The 17886-nt window shown below is 34.2% G+C and carries 11 protein-coding genes; 7 read left to right on the top strand and 4 right to left on the bottom strand.

Annotation, left to right across the window (positions count from 1 at the left end; all coding sequences use genetic code 11):
• Window positions 1-65: 65 nt before the first annotated feature.
• The 4 genes from Z053_RS0100185 to Z053_RS29705 form a co-directional block, all read right to left on the bottom strand.
• On the bottom strand, window positions 66-3671 hold the full coding sequence (locus Z053_RS0100185) for a hypothetical protein (RefSeq protein ID WP_025663011.1): 3606 nt from the start codon (window positions 3669-3671) through the stop codon (window positions 66-68).
• 233 nt (window positions 3672-3904) lie between these two features.
• On the bottom strand, window positions 3905-4597 hold the full coding sequence (locus Z053_RS0100180) for a hypothetical protein (protein ID WP_025663010.1): 693 nt from the start codon (window positions 4595-4597) through the stop codon (window positions 3905-3907).
• A 44-nt stretch (window positions 4598-4641) separates the two neighbouring features.
• Window positions 4642-5493 (bottom strand): hypothetical protein, encoded by an 852-nt coding sequence (locus Z053_RS0100175; RefSeq protein WP_152538229.1) that lies wholly within the window; start codon window positions 5491-5493, stop codon window positions 4642-4644.
• A 405-nt stretch (window positions 5494-5898) separates the two neighbouring features.
• Window positions 5899-6177, bottom strand: a complete 279-nt coding sequence (locus Z053_RS29705; protein WP_025663008.1) for a hypothetical protein — start codon at window positions 6175-6177, stop codon at window positions 5899-5901.
• 310 nt (window positions 6178-6487) lie between these two features.
• Here Z053_RS29705 and Z053_RS0100165 point away from each other — a divergent pair, with 310 nt between their 5' ends.
• From Z053_RS0100165 to Z053_RS0100135, 7 genes are all read left to right on the top strand, one after another.
• Window positions 6488-7216: a LexA family transcriptional regulator gene (locus tag Z053_RS0100165; RefSeq protein ID WP_025663007.1), complete on the top strand. Its 729-nt coding sequence runs from the start codon at window positions 6488-6490 to the stop codon at window positions 7214-7216.
• A 408-nt stretch (window positions 7217-7624) separates the two neighbouring features.
• On the top strand, window positions 7625-10834 hold the full coding sequence (locus Z053_RS0100160; RefSeq protein ID WP_025663006.1) for a SusC/RagA family TonB-linked outer membrane protein: 3210 nt from the start codon (window positions 7625-7627) through the stop codon (window positions 10832-10834).
• 10 nt (window positions 10835-10844) lie between these two features.
• A complete protein-coding gene (locus Z053_RS0100155; RefSeq protein ID WP_025663005.1) occupies window positions 10845-12281 on the top strand; it encodes a SusD/RagB family nutrient-binding outer membrane lipoprotein in 1437 nt (478 codons plus the stop codon).
• Between the two features lie 151 nt (window positions 12282-12432).
• Window positions 12433-13536 carry an alkaline phosphatase family protein gene (locus tag Z053_RS0100150; RefSeq protein WP_025663004.1) on the top strand — a complete coding sequence of 368 codons (1104 nt, stop codon included), beginning with the start codon at window positions 12433-12435 and terminating at the stop codon, window positions 13534-13536.
• A gap of 244 nt (window positions 13537-13780) precedes the next feature.
• On the top strand, window positions 13781-14611 hold the full coding sequence (locus tag Z053_RS0100145) for a DUF5694 domain-containing protein (protein ID WP_025663003.1): 831 nt from the start codon (window positions 13781-13783) through the stop codon (window positions 14609-14611).
• Window positions 14612-14987: 376 nt separating this feature from the next.
• Entirely contained in the window at window positions 14988-16490 is a 1503-nt protein-coding gene (locus tag Z053_RS0100140; RefSeq protein WP_025663002.1) for a pyridoxal phosphate-dependent decarboxylase family protein, read from the top strand.
• Between the two features lie 12 nt (window positions 16491-16502).
• On the top strand, window positions 16503-17834 hold the full coding sequence (locus tag Z053_RS0100135) for a lysine N(6)-hydroxylase/L-ornithine N(5)-oxygenase family protein (RefSeq protein WP_025663001.1): 1332 nt from the start codon (window positions 16503-16505) through the stop codon (window positions 17832-17834).
• The last annotated feature ends 52 nt before the right edge of the window (window positions 17835-17886 follow it).

The following is a 17886-nucleotide window of genomic DNA, read 5'->3' as shown; positions in this document are numbered from 1 at the left end:
ATTTTTATGATTTGTGTAATTCTTTACAGAATTATGATATGTTGATTATAAATGTCATGTCTGTACTACTCTGCTAGTGTCGCTATTTTCTTATTGCTTTTTAAGCTTTTTACAGTGCTTGGATCATCTTTGTTATACATAGCATACCAGCCTAATCCAGATGATTTCCCTCCAGAATTAGGATTGCCAAACAGATAAAATAAAGAAGAACCATTAGGCGGAATTTTAAGTAAGCCTAAAAACTTTAAAGCAATTTGGGTAAACATAAGAAGGAACGATTTCTGACTATCGTCAAAAGCTAATCGAAGCTGTCCTATCGAGAGTTTAAGTACCGATTGTAGGCTAATCAATTTTGCTCCACCGCCCGTACCTGGTAGAGAAATACCAATATTGGCATTATAAGTATCTCCTGTGCTATCAGGTGTCCAGCTTAATAGTAGAAAAGAATCTAAACTTACTTTGCCTGCCAGTTCTCCTGGAGTTCCCATATTTAGTTTAAAATCTAAGCCATACCAGGCAGAGTTATCGACTCCAGATAATCTAACGTCGGGGATTACAGTTAAGAAACCTTTGTCCTGAGGGCTTTTTTCGCTGTTTCCGATAATTAAACCTTTTAGATCCAATGCAAAATTGATAAATAAACTTTCGCTTCTAGCAGTACTGGTAGTGATATCAAAGGTGATTTCTCCTGCATCAAAATTCAGAGATTTATTTTGTTGTGGATGTTCAATTTCATAAATCATAGAAATCCCAAGATTGCTGAAATTAAGGCCGGTTCTTGGAGTGAGGTTATCATTATCCGGGCTTCCGAAAGAGAAAATATCAAAATTGGTTACATTTTTCGCATCACTTGTATTCTCAATGATTTTGTAATCAATGAATCCCTGCATACTAAACCAGGACTCGTCATACCCTTCTTTAGGGGAGTCTCGTGTAGTTAATAATACATTAGTGATCTCTATTTTATTATAGATATTACTGTCAAACAAAAAGATATTATCCTCAACACTACCCATACTATATACTGCATTCCCGTTATTAATTTGAAAACTACCTTTGAGCAAAATATTTTTGAAAATATTCTTGGGATTTCCCATACTCAATACATCACTATCAAAAAGTTTATTGATGGTTAATTGAGAATAGCTTTCAAAGTTTTTTACAGCGGTATTCTCAAATAAAACTTTTAGCGAGAGTAGCCTAAAATCATAAGTGTCTGCAGTGGTGGGAGAGATGGTTTCTGGCGGATTGGCGGTGTCATTAAAGTCTGGATCTACATAATAGATCAAACCAAACATAGTACTGGATTGATCAACAACAGCCCCTGTATTTTTGGCATCTCCTTTTTTTACTGGGCTTATTTCTACTGCAAAATGATGTGCATTAAATGCTTCAGGATTAGTAATCCCAGCCATAATACCTTGAAGATTTGTAGGAATTTCTTTAATATCCATTCGTAGTACCAGAATACCGGTCCAGTTTTCATCGGTAGCAATTTCATTAAACTTAGAGAAATATTCGTTGTCAGACTGTTCGTATGTTTCTTTAAAATAGGATTGCAACCATTGTGATAGTATGATTAATTGATCAGCATCTGGATCTTGTTGCACTCCTTCAGAATTAATGGTAGACGGAGAACCAAATTGATCGCGTTGCGTCCATTTTTTTGGATTAGCAACCAGGCTTTCTTTAGCACTGATTTCTGAGTCAGGATTAGGATCATATAATTTGCCTTTACGCCCTTTAATGATCATAATATTTTTGTAGTTATTGTATTCACTTCCTTGCCCTACATTGGCCTGCAATTCCCAACTATCAATACTCATGATGTTGTTAAATGTAGCTGTTAGAGGGTCTTCTTCGCCTAGTGTTCCTAAATATTTTGAATTTGCAGTGACTAAAAAGAGATCACTGGTTTGTAGTGCTTCGACCAGTTCGTTTTCTGGATTTAAAAACTCTAGTTTGTACTCTTCACTATGGTCTGTATTTTGGCCTAAGAAAACTTCGTTCCATAGGGTTTGCCCTCCGCTTTGTGTTGTAGTGGCCAAAAGCCCTGACGGAGTAGTAGAAGTAGTGGGAGTTACTCCGTTTTTATTTACCATTTGTTTTGCAGATAGTAATGACGTATTCGTACTTGCTTTTCCGATGTTATTTCTTCGAGTTTGACTAATGATTTGACTTTCAAATGTTTCTGTGTCTGATTCGGAAAAAGAAGTGATTCCGTTTCCTACAGTTAATCCCAGGTATGGAACTATCGGAAATAAGGTTGTATTATCGGCATTATAGGTAAAGCCTAAATTATTATGAATAAATAAGTCCTGATATTTATAGGAAGAGCTCCCTTCTCCAAAAAGAGCAGATCCTTTTGGTTGAGATACGTAGGTGACCGTATTACCAGAAGTGTTTAGTATAGTTGCCCAGGCGGTTTCTTTTGTATGAGATAATAAAGGAGCTGTTGGTGATTCTGGTGCTTTTACAGAGGAGGCAGCTTCAAAAGGGAATTTAGGTGCCAATGCTGCATTTTTAGAAATAAAACGAATGGTATCTCCTTTTTGACTTAAGGTGAAAAATTCTGTACCCTGTAGGCCGCACATCATGTAGTATTCACCAGTAGTTGTTTCTTTTTGAAATTCAATTTCAAAATCTCCTTCGGGAGTAAAATGAAATTCTTCTGTATTACTATTATCGTTTATAGCACCTGTAGAAATTACCAGGCGAGCATTGTATATATTGTTAGATTCTTGCTTAGGTAGCAGTATTATTTCATTTCCATAGTTAGAAGTAAAATACGAGTCTAGGGTAGTATCTCTTTGATCACTATTTTTGCCGGTAAAGTTGAAATAGGTTCTTCTTGAGTTGTATGCTGTATTGATATTACATACAGAAGAATCATCATTCGGGCAAGGATCAAAGGCTTCATTTGTAACATCAGAAGGGTCGATTGCAACACTAAAACCAAGATAATCTCCTGCAGGAGTGCTTTGGGCTAATGGTAGCCATTCTGATAATGAATCTTCATCACCTTCTTCTTCTGGAAACAAGTATTGAAATCCCCATTTTAGATCATTTAAAAGAGAAAGCCTGTTAATAAAAAAATTAGAAAAGCGTATACAGCCACGTAACTCTCCTGAGAAATCGATATATCCTATTTTGGTAGGAATAGTTTTTGGAGCCGAAGTTCCCGAAAAATTGATAACCAGATTACCTGGGTTGCCATTAAGAGTAATTACACTAGAAGCCTCATCTAAGATGAGTCCCATCCCGTTTTGTATGGTAAGATTTAAGCTCGAGGTAAGAGGTGCCTGTAGTCCTGTGTTTAAACTAGAACCGTCTGCACTAAGCCCCATGAGAGATGTGTTAGATTTGTCGATTTCATTAATATCAATCTGTTCGAGCCATATCATAGCTCTATTGGCAGAGCTAGAGGAGATTAACTCGTTTATGTTTTTTACAAAAATTTCAGCATCTGCTTCATTTTCAATAGAAGGTGCCTGTGCAGAAAACACAAAATTTCCGTTATAATAGGCATTGCTCAGAGCATCTTTTAAGTAAATAGTACCATCGGGAGGATCTATTCCTTCTGGTGTAACAAAAGCAATAAAACCACGGTCATCTGTTGCATTTTCAGCGATATATAACTGATTGATAAACTTCTTAGAGAAAACTGTCATGTCTAACTAATTAAGATGGATAAAAGCGATAAGCTTTTCCTTGTTTTAAGAGAATATAAGAGCACTACTAATTTGTTTTTAGACAAAAAAGCATTGAAAATGACTAGAGTAAAGTTGTTGGTATTCAGGTGAGTAAAGACCTATGTGTATAGGCCTTTACTTATCTGAACACATTAATTAATGCTTACTCCTAATCATAGTGTAAAGGAGATACTAATTATTAACCTGAGTTATTAATTAGTAAACGTATAGGCAGCAGCCATAGTTTCCTGATTACTGTTTCCAGTAGGATTATACCCACTCATGAAAATAGCTATGGTATAGGTAAGACCTCTACCGATATTTACATTATTAAAAGCTCCGCCATTATTACTGGTGATCTGAACCGCAGACAACGGACGAGCGTAGAAAGAAGGAGCTCCAGCTTGCCAGATAGCTGCCCAGGCACTATTACCTTTAAGATCGATTTGATTTGGGAAGTTTTCCAAACCAAAAGACACGCTAGTGGTACCAGGTTTTACGTTAACGATTGTTCCTTCAAAATTATTAGTAGGATTTGGTTGTCCAGCAGCAGGAATAAATGAAGAAGAACAAATGTTTCCATAGGTCTGTGCAGGGTCGTTTAATGTAGGACCAACTGCATACCCAACAATGTAGCTATTGTTGTTAAGATCCAGACCATCAAAGTTTAACGATCCTGCCTGAGTATTACTAGGTATGATCTTACTTTGAAGTGGTGGTGTACCAAATGGAATCTCGTTACTATTCTGCCATAATACTACTTGGTTTCCAAAAGTATTTGGTTGATTCCCCGAAAGAGTATCATAAGTAATGTCAAGAGAGTTGGCCGTAATGGTAGTAATCTCAATTTTTGTTGTTAATACCGTTGTTGATTTTCCTTGTTTTTCTAATGTTGCAGTACTCATAATTGTTTAGATTTAAATGTTAATTTTAGGTTTTAAAAATGTATCTATTTATCCGACGCCGGATCACTTGTGTTAAAATTTAGGATGGCTGCAGCGGTCGTATTATCTGCCCCCATAAAGTATATTAAAGTATATTCTGTATCCCTACCTAACGATAGGTTGTTTAACGCTACAATCCCTTGATTAGAGTAACTATCTATTTTTGTTTTAATAAGAGCATCAGGAGGTAGGTTATATGGCGAAGCGTAGCCTTTCCATAATCCAACCCAATTTCCGTTTTTTTTGGGCAGGTAACCTGAAAGAGTTTGATAGAAAACAGATAATGAAGTTTGCCCTAAATTTTCAATTCCAATATGTACATTAGACAACGGTGCTTTAATACCCCCCGCACCCAGAATCGCACTAGCACAAATATTTCCTGTTCCAGAACCTACCCCGTATCCCACTACATAGCTGTTGTATGTAATAGTAAGGCCATCAATAGTAACAGTGCCACTTTGAGTATTAACTCCTATTTCTATCATTTTTAAGGGCTCTACTGTCCAGGGAATAACAGATGATTCCCAAATAGCTATAAAATTTTTGTATGTTGATGGTTGATTAGCAGGAAGTCCCGAAAAGGCTACAGTAATTGATTCCCCGGTAAAACTAGTAATTTCAATCTTACAAGTATTGAGTTTTGCCGTTTCAATTGCTACAGCAAGAGGTTGAAATTCTTTCAAAGCAATAGGATTAATATTAGAGGTGTTAAATTTCACTACAGGACAGGATGCTAACACGCACGATGATTGATTAGGAAAACATAAAAAGAGTATAACTATATATAAGGATATAATTCTCTTAGTTGTAAATCCGTAAAGCCCCGGTTTAAAGAAATAGTTGAAATTTATTGGCATTGCTATTTACTTTTTGATTTGTGTGTGTGAGTTGGTGTATTGAGCATGAATGTACTCTTGTACTAAGATACCTTTAAACTAGAACATTTCCTATAGGTATAAACCCGTGTTTTTTAGGAGTTTACAGTGGTGTTTTTGAAGTTTACAGCAAGGGTTTTACCATAAAAAAGAAGGGAAAAAATGATGGTTGTTGCTTAAAATCAGAAAGTTTACAATTATACTTGATAAGAGAGAGTACTTTTCTTAAAAGTGAAATAATCATGACAGAAATTAACAATCTGTCATCAAAAATTAGGCATTTATAAACTGAAAAAGATAAGTTGAAAAAAATGGGTTTGATTATACATTATTAAAATGTGTCAAAATATGCAATCTATGTGGCCATGAGACTTACTTACCCAAGGATCACATAACTGATGTTAGATGGGATTGGGTATTAGAATTTTGTTCTTTTGAGTAGAACCCGAACTTAAAACCTACGTCTTCTACATATACATAACTTTGTATAGAAACATCATAATTAATAGGCGCATTTAATTCTTTCATGAGATCTATAATACGGTATAGTTTTGTTTTTGAAATCCCCAGACGAGATGCCAATTGTTCTGGTGATCCGGTAGCTTGTAAACGAGTGAGTTGATCTATTCGTTCTATAGTTTTAATGTGTTTAATAATAATACCCATAACTTATTTTTCTTTTATGATTACTGTTTTTAATACACTTTTATTCTGATCTATGATAAGCTTTTAGCTTATCTTAAGATTCAAAATTTTCAACTTCTTTAATGGAATAGTATGGAGTATAATTCAATTTGATAGGACTTAATAGAGGTGAGAATTTCTTTTTGTTCATTTTTTTGTATATTTGTTTGTGAGCAATACAAATATAGTTTAAAATATTGAACTAAACAAATTAAAGGTTTAATATTTTGATTTAATTGAAATGTATGATATACTTTTAAATTGTAAAGTTTATAATATTAACTTTTTGAATATGGATTTACAAAAGATTAAGGAAATAGCAGACGAAAAAGGTAAGTTAATCAAGGATTTGATTGAAGAAACGGGGATTAAGAAAGGAACTCTTTTCAATTATATGAAAGGAAAAACAGCTATTACTTTAGAAGCTTTTCTAAAAATATCGGATGTTTTAAAAGTTCCTCCTTTAGAATTATTGGCTGTGGTTCAAAATATTAAACTTAACAATGATGCAGCCGAAATGATTCATGGTATGGAGCCTACTAATGATACCGGGCAGGTCCAATCAAACTCTATTAATGTTATGATGGTTCCTTTGGTAAATCAATATGCATATGCAGGGTATTTAAGTGGTTTTGAAAATGAAGGTTATGTAGGAGAATTACCAAAAATGCCTTATCTGGCAGATAGGCAATATAAAGGTAATTATGTGTTTTTTGAGGTAAAAGGAGATTCGATGGATAATGGTAGTTATGAAAGTTATCTTGAAGGTGATCTTATCCTTTGTCGAGACGTGAGACAGGATTTTTGGAGTAGTAAATTGCATATTAATAAATGGGATTTTGTAATCGTGCATAAAGAAGAAGGTATTCTTTTAAAAAGAATTATTGAGCATGATGTTGAAAAAGGAATACTAACCCTTCATTCTTTAAATGATTATTATGATGATATTGAAGTGCATCTAAAAGACGTTGCCAAAATTTTTAATGTTGTCGATGTAAGAAGACATAGAAATCGACGATAATTATAAACTTTTTTAAAGAAGTAGGTATACAAATGTTATATACCTGTAATTTTTAAAACTACCCTGTCTACAAAATATTGATCTTTTACAACAACGTATTCATTCCCAAGTAAAACTTCACCTTTTTTAGCGCTGCACAATTTCAATTAATAACCAAGACTCTTCCTTTAGATTGATTCATACTTCATTCTAAACAGCTATTTCTTTTTGAAGTAATTTTTTAAGAAAGAACACTTCATTCCTTAAAACTAGAAATCGAGGTTAAATTAAGTTAATCTTTTTAACGTTAGGTTTACGATTTGTCATTATTATAGTAATGATTAAATAACGTTTCTATTTTACTAATATTAAAATTTATATACAATTTTGGCTGGTAAATTTAGTATTAGTAAAATTTAAACTTAACAAATGAAAAGTTCATTAACACTTTTTTCAGTATTATTTTACTTTTTTTCTACGGTAGTCAGCGGTCAGGAATCTAGTATTAAGGGAATAATTACAGACGGTCAAACCCCGCTTCCCGGAGCAAATGTTATGCTTCAGGAAACTCAAAAAGGGGTGGTAACAGATTTTGATGGTAATTTTGAAATCATTGGAATTCAGGAAGGACAATACAGTATTGCTATTTCTTATCTTGGTTTTGAAGATAAGATGATTTCAATAACGATACATCCAGGAGAAATTAAAAATTTAGGAAGTATTGAACTCGTTGCTTCTGCAGAAGCACTGGATGAAGTTGTAGTCACAGCTTTGGGTATAGAGAAAGAAAAAAAACGATTAGGGTACTCGGTGCAAGAAGTGCAGGGGGATCAACTTACAACGGCTAGAGAAACGAATGTTACGAACTCATTAGCTGGTCGTGCAGCTGGGGTTCAAATAACAGGAGGAGGATCGGGTGTAGGATCAACCTCATTAATTACAATACGTGGAGAAGGTTCTCTTATTCCGGGAAATAATTCTCCCTTGTTTGTGGTAGATGGTATTCCGATAAGTAATCGTACTATTAGCAATCGAGCCGAAGGAAATCTCGAAACAGATTATGGTAATGGAGCACAGGATATTAATCCCGATGATGTTAAATCTATCTCTATTCTTAAAGGACCTAATGCAACAGCTCTTTACGGATCTCGTGGATTAAACGGAGTCGTTTTAATTACTACGAAATCTGCCGAAAGAACAAAAGGATTAGGGGTTAGTTTTACTCAAAATGTAACTTTTGAAAATGCATTACGAATACCAAAATATCAAAACCAATACGGTCAGGGAGCAGGAGGAGAATTTGCATTTCTTGATGGATTTGGAGGCGGTGTTAATGATAATATTGATGAGAGCTGGGGACCGCGTTTAAATGGTCAATTAATTCCTCAACATGATAGTCCAACAACTAGTGGTTTTAGAGCAGGAGATTTTGCAGTAAGACCAAGAAATCCCGATGGTACTTTTGCAGATGAAATTATTGCTACACCATGGAAATCTAATCCCAATAATATCGAAGATTTTTTCAGAACAGGATCAACAATAACTACAAACCTGGCTTTAACTGGGGGTAATGAATTTGGGAATTTAAGACTTTCTTTAACCAATTTAGAAAGTGAAGGCATTCTTCCAAATACAGATTATGACAGAAGAACATATGCATTAAATGGCTCTTATAATCTAACAAAATGGTTAAAGGTTTCTTCATCGGTTAACTATGTTAATAGTAAAAGTAATAATAGACCAAATAACTCTTATGGTACAGAGAATATCATGTATTTATGGGTTTGGTTTGGGCGTCAGATAGATATGAATTCTCTTCGAAACTATTGGCAACCCGGCTTAGAAGGGAGACAGCAGTTTAATTATAACTATAACTGGCACGATAATCCATTTTTTACATTGAATGAAAATACTAATGGGTTTGATAAAAATCGAATTTTTGGTAATGCCAGAGTAGATATAGATATCACACCTAGTTTATCTCTTATGTTGCGTACAGGTGTCGATTATTTTAGTGAACTACGCGCCAGTAGACGTGCCTATAGTACGCAACGATTTGCAAAAGGGCAGTATCGTGAAGATGATATTTTCTTTAAAGAGCAGAACACCGATTTTCTCCTGCAGTATAATAAAGCACTAAATGAAGATTTTACAATGGGATTATCATTGGGAGGTAATACCAGAGAAGAAGAAAACCGATATAAACGAATTAGTGCAAACTCGTTATCAGTTCCCGGGATTTATAATTTTGAAAATTCGGCAGAACCATTGTCAAAAACACAATTTAACGATACCCGTAAAATCAATTCATTATATGCATTTGCGAATTTTTCGTATAAAAACTTCCTTTTTCTGGATATCACAGGTAGAAATGATTGGTCCAGTACGTTACCAAAAGACAATAACTCATATTTCTATCCATCAGTAGGTCTTAGTGCTATCGTGTCTGATATGGTAGAGTTGCCAGAGATGTTTTCTTTTGTAAAACTTCGTGGTGGTTGGGCTGTCGTTGGTAATGATACCGATCCCTATGCCCTTAGAAATACATTCTCATTTAATGAGCCTTTTGGGAATTTTCAACGAGTGAGTGCATCGGATATATTGCGCAACGAAAATTTGAAACCAGAAGAAGCTTCATCGACCGAAGTTGGGGCAGATATCCGATTTTTTAATAATCGCCTGGGATTTGATGTAACCTATTATAAATCTATTGTAAAAAATCAAATTCTGACCTTACCTGTATCGAATACATCAGGATTTGGATCAAGGATTATTAATGCAGGTGAAATTGAAAATACAGGATTCGAGGTTGTATTGAATGCCAAACCTATTAAAAGTGAAGGTGGGTTTACATGGGAAACCAATGTTAACTTTACTAGTGCACGTGGTGAAGTAAAATCTTTAATTGATGATTTAGATACTTATGAGATATCCTCTAATTATGTTAATGTATTAGCTCAGGTCGGAGGTAGAATGGGAGATATTTATGGTACAGGTCTGGTAACAGTAGATGATCCTAACAGTCAGTTTTTTGGCCAGGTAGTGCATAATGAAGATGGCTTTTCTGTACGAGATCCAAACTTAAAGAAATTAGGAAATTATAATCCCGATTTTACTGTGGGTTGGCAGAATACTTTTACGTATAAAGGATTTAATTTCGGGTTCTTGTTTGATTGGAGACAGGGAGGAGAAATTATGTCTAGAACAACCCTTATTGGCGGTACTTCGGGAATGATGGATTTTACAGCTGTAGGAAGAGAAACAGGAATCATCTCTGAAGGTGTTATCCAAAATGCAGATGGAAGTTATAGACCAAATGATGTAGTGCTTTCTGGGCGAGATTATTATTGGTGGCGCTATAATCGCGGTAACGAAGAAATAGGAATATTTGATGCCTCTTTCTTAAAACTACGAGAAGTGCGTTTGGGGTATAATTTCCCTCAAAAAATCCTCAAGAAAACGATAATTAAGAGCCTGTCGTTGTCATTGGTAGGTAGAAATTTAGCATTATGGACAGAAAACCCTCATTTTGACCCAGAGACGATCTCTTTTAATGGAGGAACCATCGTACCAGGAGTTGAAGATATGGCATTACCAAGCTCTAGAAGCTATGGGATTAATCTAAATGTAACTTTCTAAAGCAATAAAGATGAAAAAATATATAATAGTAACACTAGCAATATTAGTATCAGTGCTATCCTGTACTAATGATTTTGAAGAAACGAACGCTAACCCTAATCAACCCGAAGAAGTAAGTTCAGATTTATTAATATCTACAGTTATCTCTACTGTAGCTAATAGAGCAGCACAATCTGGATGGGATAGAGGTAATATTGTAGGTCAGTTAACTGCAAAGATCAATTTTACAGGTTTTGACCGTTATGAATGGGGATCAGAATCTGGATTATGGAATGAATACTACGGGATTCTCCCAGAAATTGACCTTATTTTGAAGACTTCACTACAAAAAGAAACCAGAAATACAAGTTATGAAGGGATGGCATTAATCCTTAGGTCTTATGTCTTTTCTATTCTAACAGATAATTGGGGAAATGTTCCTTTTTCAGAAGCGATAGATGGCCAAAATAATAACTTTACTCCTAAATATGATAGTCAACAAGAGATTTATACTGCAATTCTTCTGGATTTAAAAAAAGCAGAAGAACAATTGGCAATAGGACAGCCTATTCTTGGTGGCGATGTTTTATATGGAGGCGACCTCGAAAAATGGAGAAAGCTGGCAAACTCTTTAAGGCTACGTTATCTATTAAGAATTTCGAACAAAGTAGATGTTTCTTCAGAAATGAAAGAGATAGTAGATAGCGGCATTTTTATAGCTACCAATGCCGATAATGCTGTAGTACCCTATCCAGCGACAACACAAATAGATTCATGGCCTATAAGTACAGGTAGAATTGGGGGATTTGATGAACACCGACTTAGTGAAACCAGTGAGGCCGTTTTGAAACAATTTAATGACCAGCGTCTATCAAAGTGGTTTCAGCCGACAGATAACCCAGATGATGATCCTAATCTTTTTGTAGGGTTAACTAATGGATTAAGTGAAGATAATGCATCAACATTTAATGGTGGAGCCAGTAACGTATCCAGAATAAATCAATCCTTTTTTTATGATTCTCCAAATAGTGTAAAAGCAGCAATCATACAAGCAGCCGAAGTTCATTTTATCATTGCAGAAGCTGCACAACGAGGTTGGATCACTGCAGATGCTAAAACATCATATGAAAATGGTGTGAGATTATCTTTTGAATATTGGGAGGTTAATCAAGATATCAATACTTATCTTGCACAAATTGGTGTTGCATATGATGATAAGTTAGAAACCATAATCACTCAAAAATGGTTAGCATCATTTTTGGTTGGTTTTGAAGCCTGGTATGATTTCAGAAGAACGGGATTACCCTCGGCAATTGTTCCGGGACCAGACAATGTAAATGGTAATCGTGTACCCGTACGTTTTTTATATCCTGATAGCGAACAAACACTTAATAATGAGAGCTACGAGCAGGCAGTTTCCCAAATGGGAGGCAATGATATTAATATAAAAGGCTGGTGGGAAAACTAATGATCACCAGGTTTTAAGGTAATGATATCATGTTTAAAGCATAGTAAATAAGAAAATAAGAGATGGAATAAGCATAACTAAGAGAGGTAATACCAGTCAAAATGATTAGTATGCGATTCCATCTGATTTCTAAAATAATACATATAAACAGATGAAAAAAAATATAATCTTTATAGTTTTTCTTGCTTTGCATTTGTTTGCAGTTAATGGCAATGCGCAAAAAGAAAATTCGCCAAAAGTAATCTTGATCACTTTAGATGGGTTACGTTGGCAAGAACTTTATACAGGTGCCGATTCTCTATTAGTAACAAATAAGACGTATGTAAATGATACTACAAAGTTAAAAGCAGATTTTTGGAGATCAAAAGCAAAAGATCGAAGAGAAGCTCTGATGCCATTTTTTTGGAAAAAAATCACTGCTATGGGTCAACTACACGGAAATAGAAACGCAGGAAGTAAAGTTGATCTAACAAACAATATGTGGTTTTCATATCCGGGATACAATGAGATTTTAACCGGGGTTGCTGATGATAAAAATATCAATAGTAATAAAAAGATAAATAACCCAAATAAAACAGTATTGGAAATAACAAATAATCTACCAGGTTATAAAGGAAAAGTAGCTGCCTTTGGAAGCTGGGATGTATTTCCGTATATCGTAAATGAAGATCGTTCTGGGGTTCCTGTTAATGCAGGTTTTGAAGCTGCAACAGGAAATGACCTTAATCAAAGAGAAGTATTTTTAAACCAGTTGCAGGATCAGATTCCGAGCCCTTGGGGTACGGTTCGTTTAGATGCTTTTACACATCACTATGCAGTAGAGTATATGAAGAAAAACCATCCCGACTTGGTGTATATTGCATATGGTGAAACAGATGATTTTGCTCATGATGGAGATTATGAAGCCTACCTAAAAGCTGCTCATAATACAGATGGTATGATAAAAGAATTATGGGAGTTTACACAGCAGGATGCATATTATAAAGATAATACCGTCTTTATTATCTCTACAGATCATGGTCGAGGAACAGATCCTCTGGATACCTGGAAGAGCCATGGAACAAAGATAAAAGATGCAGGGCAGGTATGGATTGTTGCTTTTGGAAAAGGAATAACAACTCTGGGAGAAGTAAAAAATACCGAACAATTATATAGCAACCAAATAGCAGCTACTGTTGCTGCGGTTATGGGAAATGTATATTCTGTTAAAAATGCAGGGAAACCAATTGAGAGTATCGTGAAATCAAAAAAATAATCATTTCTTGGTCAAAAGAGATAGTAGATAAACTCTCACAAAATGCTCGTTACTTATTCCTATATAAGCAAATGAATAATTATCAATGCATTTTGTGAGAGCTTACTTGTGTTTTAAGGAATATTCAAAATTTTTCTTTCAAAAAACAGTCATTACTTATCATTCTTTGATTGCTATTTATCATTCTTCTCTTTTTTTGTAACAACTTGAGTAAATTAACATCTTTACTATAAACGTGTTACTAATGAATCCTAAAAACCTGTTTTCTGTACTAGTATTCTCTGTTATTTTATCATTTCTGTCATGTGAGAAAACTAAACGATTAGAATCGTCTAAAGAAAAAATAAAATCACCTAGTATTGCTTTATTTGGTACATTCCATTTTGCCACTACTTCAGATTATTCATCGATGGATCTTGATGATTTTAGGTCGACTAAAAGGCAAAAAGAAATTCGTTTGTTAATAGAAGCACTTAAAACATACAGGCCAACAAAAATTATGGTCGAATATCCTTACAGAAAAGAAGATAAACTCAATGATGATTATAAAGAATATCTCAATGGTATATATACGCTAAGTATTAATGAAATTGACCAATTAGGTTTTCGTCTTGCCAAAGAGTTAGGACACCAAAAGCTTTATTGTATAGATCAAAAAATATCACTTCCTTTTGGGCCATTGTCGAAATATGCAGAAGAATATGAAAAGCAAAAGTTTGAAACTTTCTTATCAAGTATCAAAGAAAATGATCAAGAAGATTCTAAGCGTTTAAAAAAGTCAACACTATTAGAATACTTTGCGTATAAAAACTCAAATGAAGAAGATTTAAAAAATAAGAATCAATATTTAAAAGGAACCGCCCAGTTTGTTTCCGATTCGACTTATATTGGAGTACAGTTTGTTTCAAAATGGTGGGAACGTAATTTTCATATTATGGCTAATATTGATATGCAAACTCAAAAAGATGATAGACTTTTAGTTATTATAGGAGGAGCTCATCGAGCAGTTTTGAAAGATTTTTATGAGGATAGAGAAGATGTTAGATATGTTGAAATTTCTGACTATTTAAACTAGAGAGTGGCTTAGAATCTAGGTCATTACTACATGTTATATACCGAAATACAGTTTTTAGAATACTTCGATCTAAGCAATAGTATATAGAGACAGGTAAAGTGTAAACAATTTTAAAGATTATTTAAACGGGTTAATATCAAAGGTGTAGATTGTGAAAGGTTGAGCTTTTTAGCATTCAAACCATAATTATTTAAGAGTTAAAAATGTTTAAACTGTCTTAGTATTTATTTGAAAAATTTTAAAATAATATAAGATATGTGTTAAGTAACACCTAGTTAAATATTCACGTCATTTTTTATCCAATTTCCGTCATTTAGTTATTTCAATTGATACTTAATTTTGCGTTATAATTTATTTAGATTAAATAAAAATAATAATGTTGGATACTCAAATTACCCTTAAACCTGACCTCGCGATTGACTATCTTTTTGACGCTCATTCTAAATATGAATACGAAGAATATATCCAAAAAGCTGTTCAGTATATTAAAACCTTTTTAGATAATGACTGTTTTTATAGTGGAGAATCTGCAGAAATGCTTAAGTCTCGCAAAGAAGGAATTTCAGTAAATTCACAAACTAATTTATCTTTGGATCAGGCATTGCGAGAGATTAAAGATGTATTTCTTGATCATGCCATTTCTTTTCATCATCCTCATTATGTAGCGCATCTTAATTGCCCCGTTTTATTACCGGCATTGGTAGGAGATTTAATAGCTTCATCTGTTAACACAGCGATTGAAACCTGGGATCAAAGTACGTCTGCTACTTTAATAGAAAAAGAGATGATTCGTTGGATTTGTAATGAAATGAATTTTCCTGCAGAATCAGATGGTGTTTTTACCAGCGGAGGTACACAATCCAATTTTAAGGCACTTTTGATGGCGCGAGATCATTACGCATTTACACATTATGGAATCAACCTAAAAGAGAATGGGTGGTCTGATGAGGTTAGTAAGTTTCGTATTTTTTGTTCAAATAAAGCACATTTCAGTATCAAAAAAAATGCAGCTTTATTAGGTATGGGATATGATGCTGTAATACCTGTAGAAACAGACGATAAGATGAAAATGAAAGTAGATGCTCTGGTACAGGCTATAGAAAAAGAAAAACAACGAGGTAATATACCAATTGCTATAGTCGCTACAGCTGGGACAACAGATTTTGGAAGTTTTGATCCTTTGCAAACGATCTCTAAAATTGCAAATGAGTATAATATCTGGTTTCATGTAGATGGAGCATACGGAGGATGTTATGTGCTAACCGATACCCATAAACATATGTTTAATGGCGTAGAATATGCCGATTCGATGACAGTCGATTTTCATAAAACTTTGTTTCAACCAGTATGCTCTAGTGCCTTCCTGGTTAGAGATACAAAGTATTTTAAATATATTTCTTACTATGCAGATTATCTTAATCCTATAGAAAACAGGGATGAAGAACATCCGGATTTGATTGAAAAATCTATTCAGACTACTCGGCGATTCGATGCTTTAAAACTATGGTTTACTTTAAAAGTAACCGGAGCTAAAAATTTGGGAGGATTTCTAGAAAGAGTACACCATCTAGCCCGTGAAGTTTATTACATCATTAAGGATGATATCTATTTTGAAGTAGCGCACAAACCAGAACTAAGCACTCTTGTATTTCGGTTTAAGATTCCTGGTGTATCTGATGAAAAAATCTTGGATACTGTGAATCTATATATTAAAAATACGCTTTTTAATGCAGGTAAAGCTTCTGTAGCCAGCACTAAACTAAATGGTAAAACCTACCTAAAATTTACCTTGTTAAATCCGAGAACGACAAAAGAAGACCTTATAGAGGTTGTTAAAATGATCAAAGAACAAGGGCTAATCTATGCCACAAATAATTAAAATAATACGATGATGAGTGATACTAAAATAATAGATTTTGTAGCGGTAGGAATTGGTCCTTTTAACCTGGGACTAGCTTGTTTAACCGAACCTATTGATGGGTTAGAAGGGGTTTTTTTAGACAAAAGCTCTAAGTTTGACTGGCACCCTGGGATGTTACTTCAAGATACAACATTACAGATTCCGTTTATGGCAGATTTGGTAACTCTGGCAGATCCTACCAGCCCATTTAGTTTTTTGAATTATATCAAAAAACAAGGACGCATGTATTCCTTCTATATAAAAGAAAATTTCTTACTACTTCGAAATGAATACAATCAATATTGCCAGTGGGTAATAGAAAAACTGCCTAACTTGTTTTTTAATACCGAAGTAACTCATATACAATATAATGAAAAAGAAGAGTATTATGTTGTTACCTCAAAATGTACACAGACCGATGACTTAAAAATATACAAAGCAAGAAAACTGGTTTTAGGTACAGGGACTCAACCTTATGTTCCGGGATGTTGCAGGCAATTAGAAGGAAAAGCATTTCACTCTTCATCATATCTAAAGAGTAAAGCAGTAGTACAATCCAAAAAATCTATTACCATTTTAGGTAGCGGGCAAAGTGCAGCAGAAATTTTTTATGACCTTTTACAAGATATTGAAACAAAAGGATATCAATTAAACTGGATTACCAGATCTCCAAGGTTCTTTCCATTAGAGTATTCTAAATTAACTCTAGAGATGACTTCGCCAGAGTATGTAGATTACTTCTATAATCTGCCACAGAATAAAAAGGATCATTTAATTCAAAATCAAAAACATCTCTATAAAGGAATTAATCAAGATCTAATTGCAGATATCTATGATCTAATCTATACCAAGCAGTTGACTAATGATGTTAAGATATCATTGCGTACTAATTCTGAATTGACCACTGCAGCGTATAATGAAAATCACGATACTTTTGATCTCGAATTACACCAAATTGAACAAGATAAACAATACCGACACCAAACAGAGGCATTGATACTAGCAACTGGCTATACCTATCAGAAACCAGAATTTATAGAAGGTATAGCAGATCGGATTAAGTGGGATGATAAAAACCGATATGATGTACATCGCAATTATAGTATCGATAAGCAAGGTAAGGACATCTACGTACAAAATGTAGAATTGCACACCCATGGGTTCGTAACTCCAGATTTAGGAATGGCTTGCTATCGCAATTCTTTTATCATTAAAGAACTAACAGGAAAAGAGCATTATCCGATAGAAAAACGTATTGCTTTTCAACAATTTGAAGTGACTCGGGAAGAAGAAATTAGTATAGAGGAACCTGTTTTAAGGTAAATCATAAACAGACCTCACAGGTCTTTAAGACCTGTGAGGTCTATAAATTGTA

It is taken from the genome of Aquimarina megaterium XH134 (assembly GCF_000520975.1).
GTDB classification, from domain to species: domain Bacteria; phylum Bacteroidota; class Bacteroidia; order Flavobacteriales; family Flavobacteriaceae; genus Aquimarina; species Aquimarina megaterium.
This window is presented reverse-complemented; position numbering and strand designations above follow the sequence as displayed.

Coding starts and splice junctions, on each gene's coding strand:
- Z053_RS0100145 (WP_025663003.1), top strand. CDS start 13,781: ATGAATCCTAAAAACCTGTTTTCTGTACTAGTATTCTCTGTTATTTTA.
- Z053_RS0100160 (WP_025663006.1), top strand. CDS start 7,625: ATGAAAAGTTCATTAACACTTTTTTCAGTATTATTTTACTTTTTTTCT.
- Z053_RS0100185 (WP_025663011.1), bottom strand. CDS start 3,671: ATGACAGTTTTCTCTAAGAAGTTTATCAATCAGTTATATATCGCTGAA.
- Z053_RS0100155 (WP_025663005.1), top strand. CDS start 10,845: ATGAAAAAATATATAATAGTAACACTAGCAATATTAGTATCAGTGCTA.
- Z053_RS29705 (WP_025663008.1), bottom strand. CDS start 6,177: ATGGGTATTATTATTAAACACATTAAAACTATAGAACGAATAGATCAA.
- Z053_RS0100150 (WP_025663004.1), top strand. CDS start 12,433: ATGAAAAAAAATATAATCTTTATAGTTTTTCTTGCTTTGCATTTGTTT.
- Z053_RS0100180 (WP_025663010.1), bottom strand. CDS start 4,597: ATGAGTACTGCAACATTAGAAAAACAAGGAAAATCAACAACGGTATTA.
- Z053_RS0100135 (WP_025663001.1), top strand. CDS start 16,503: ATGAGTGATACTAAAATAATAGATTTTGTAGCGGTAGGAATTGGTCCT.
- Z053_RS0100140 (WP_025663002.1), top strand. CDS start 14,988: ATGTTGGATACTCAAATTACCCTTAAACCTGACCTCGCGATTGACTAT.
- Z053_RS0100165 (WP_025663007.1), top strand. CDS start 6,488: ATGGATTTACAAAAGATTAAGGAAATAGCAGACGAAAAAGGTAAGTTA.
- Z053_RS0100175 (WP_152538229.1), bottom strand. CDS start 5,493: ATGCCAATAAATTTCAACTATTTCTTTAAACCGGGGCTTTACGGATTT.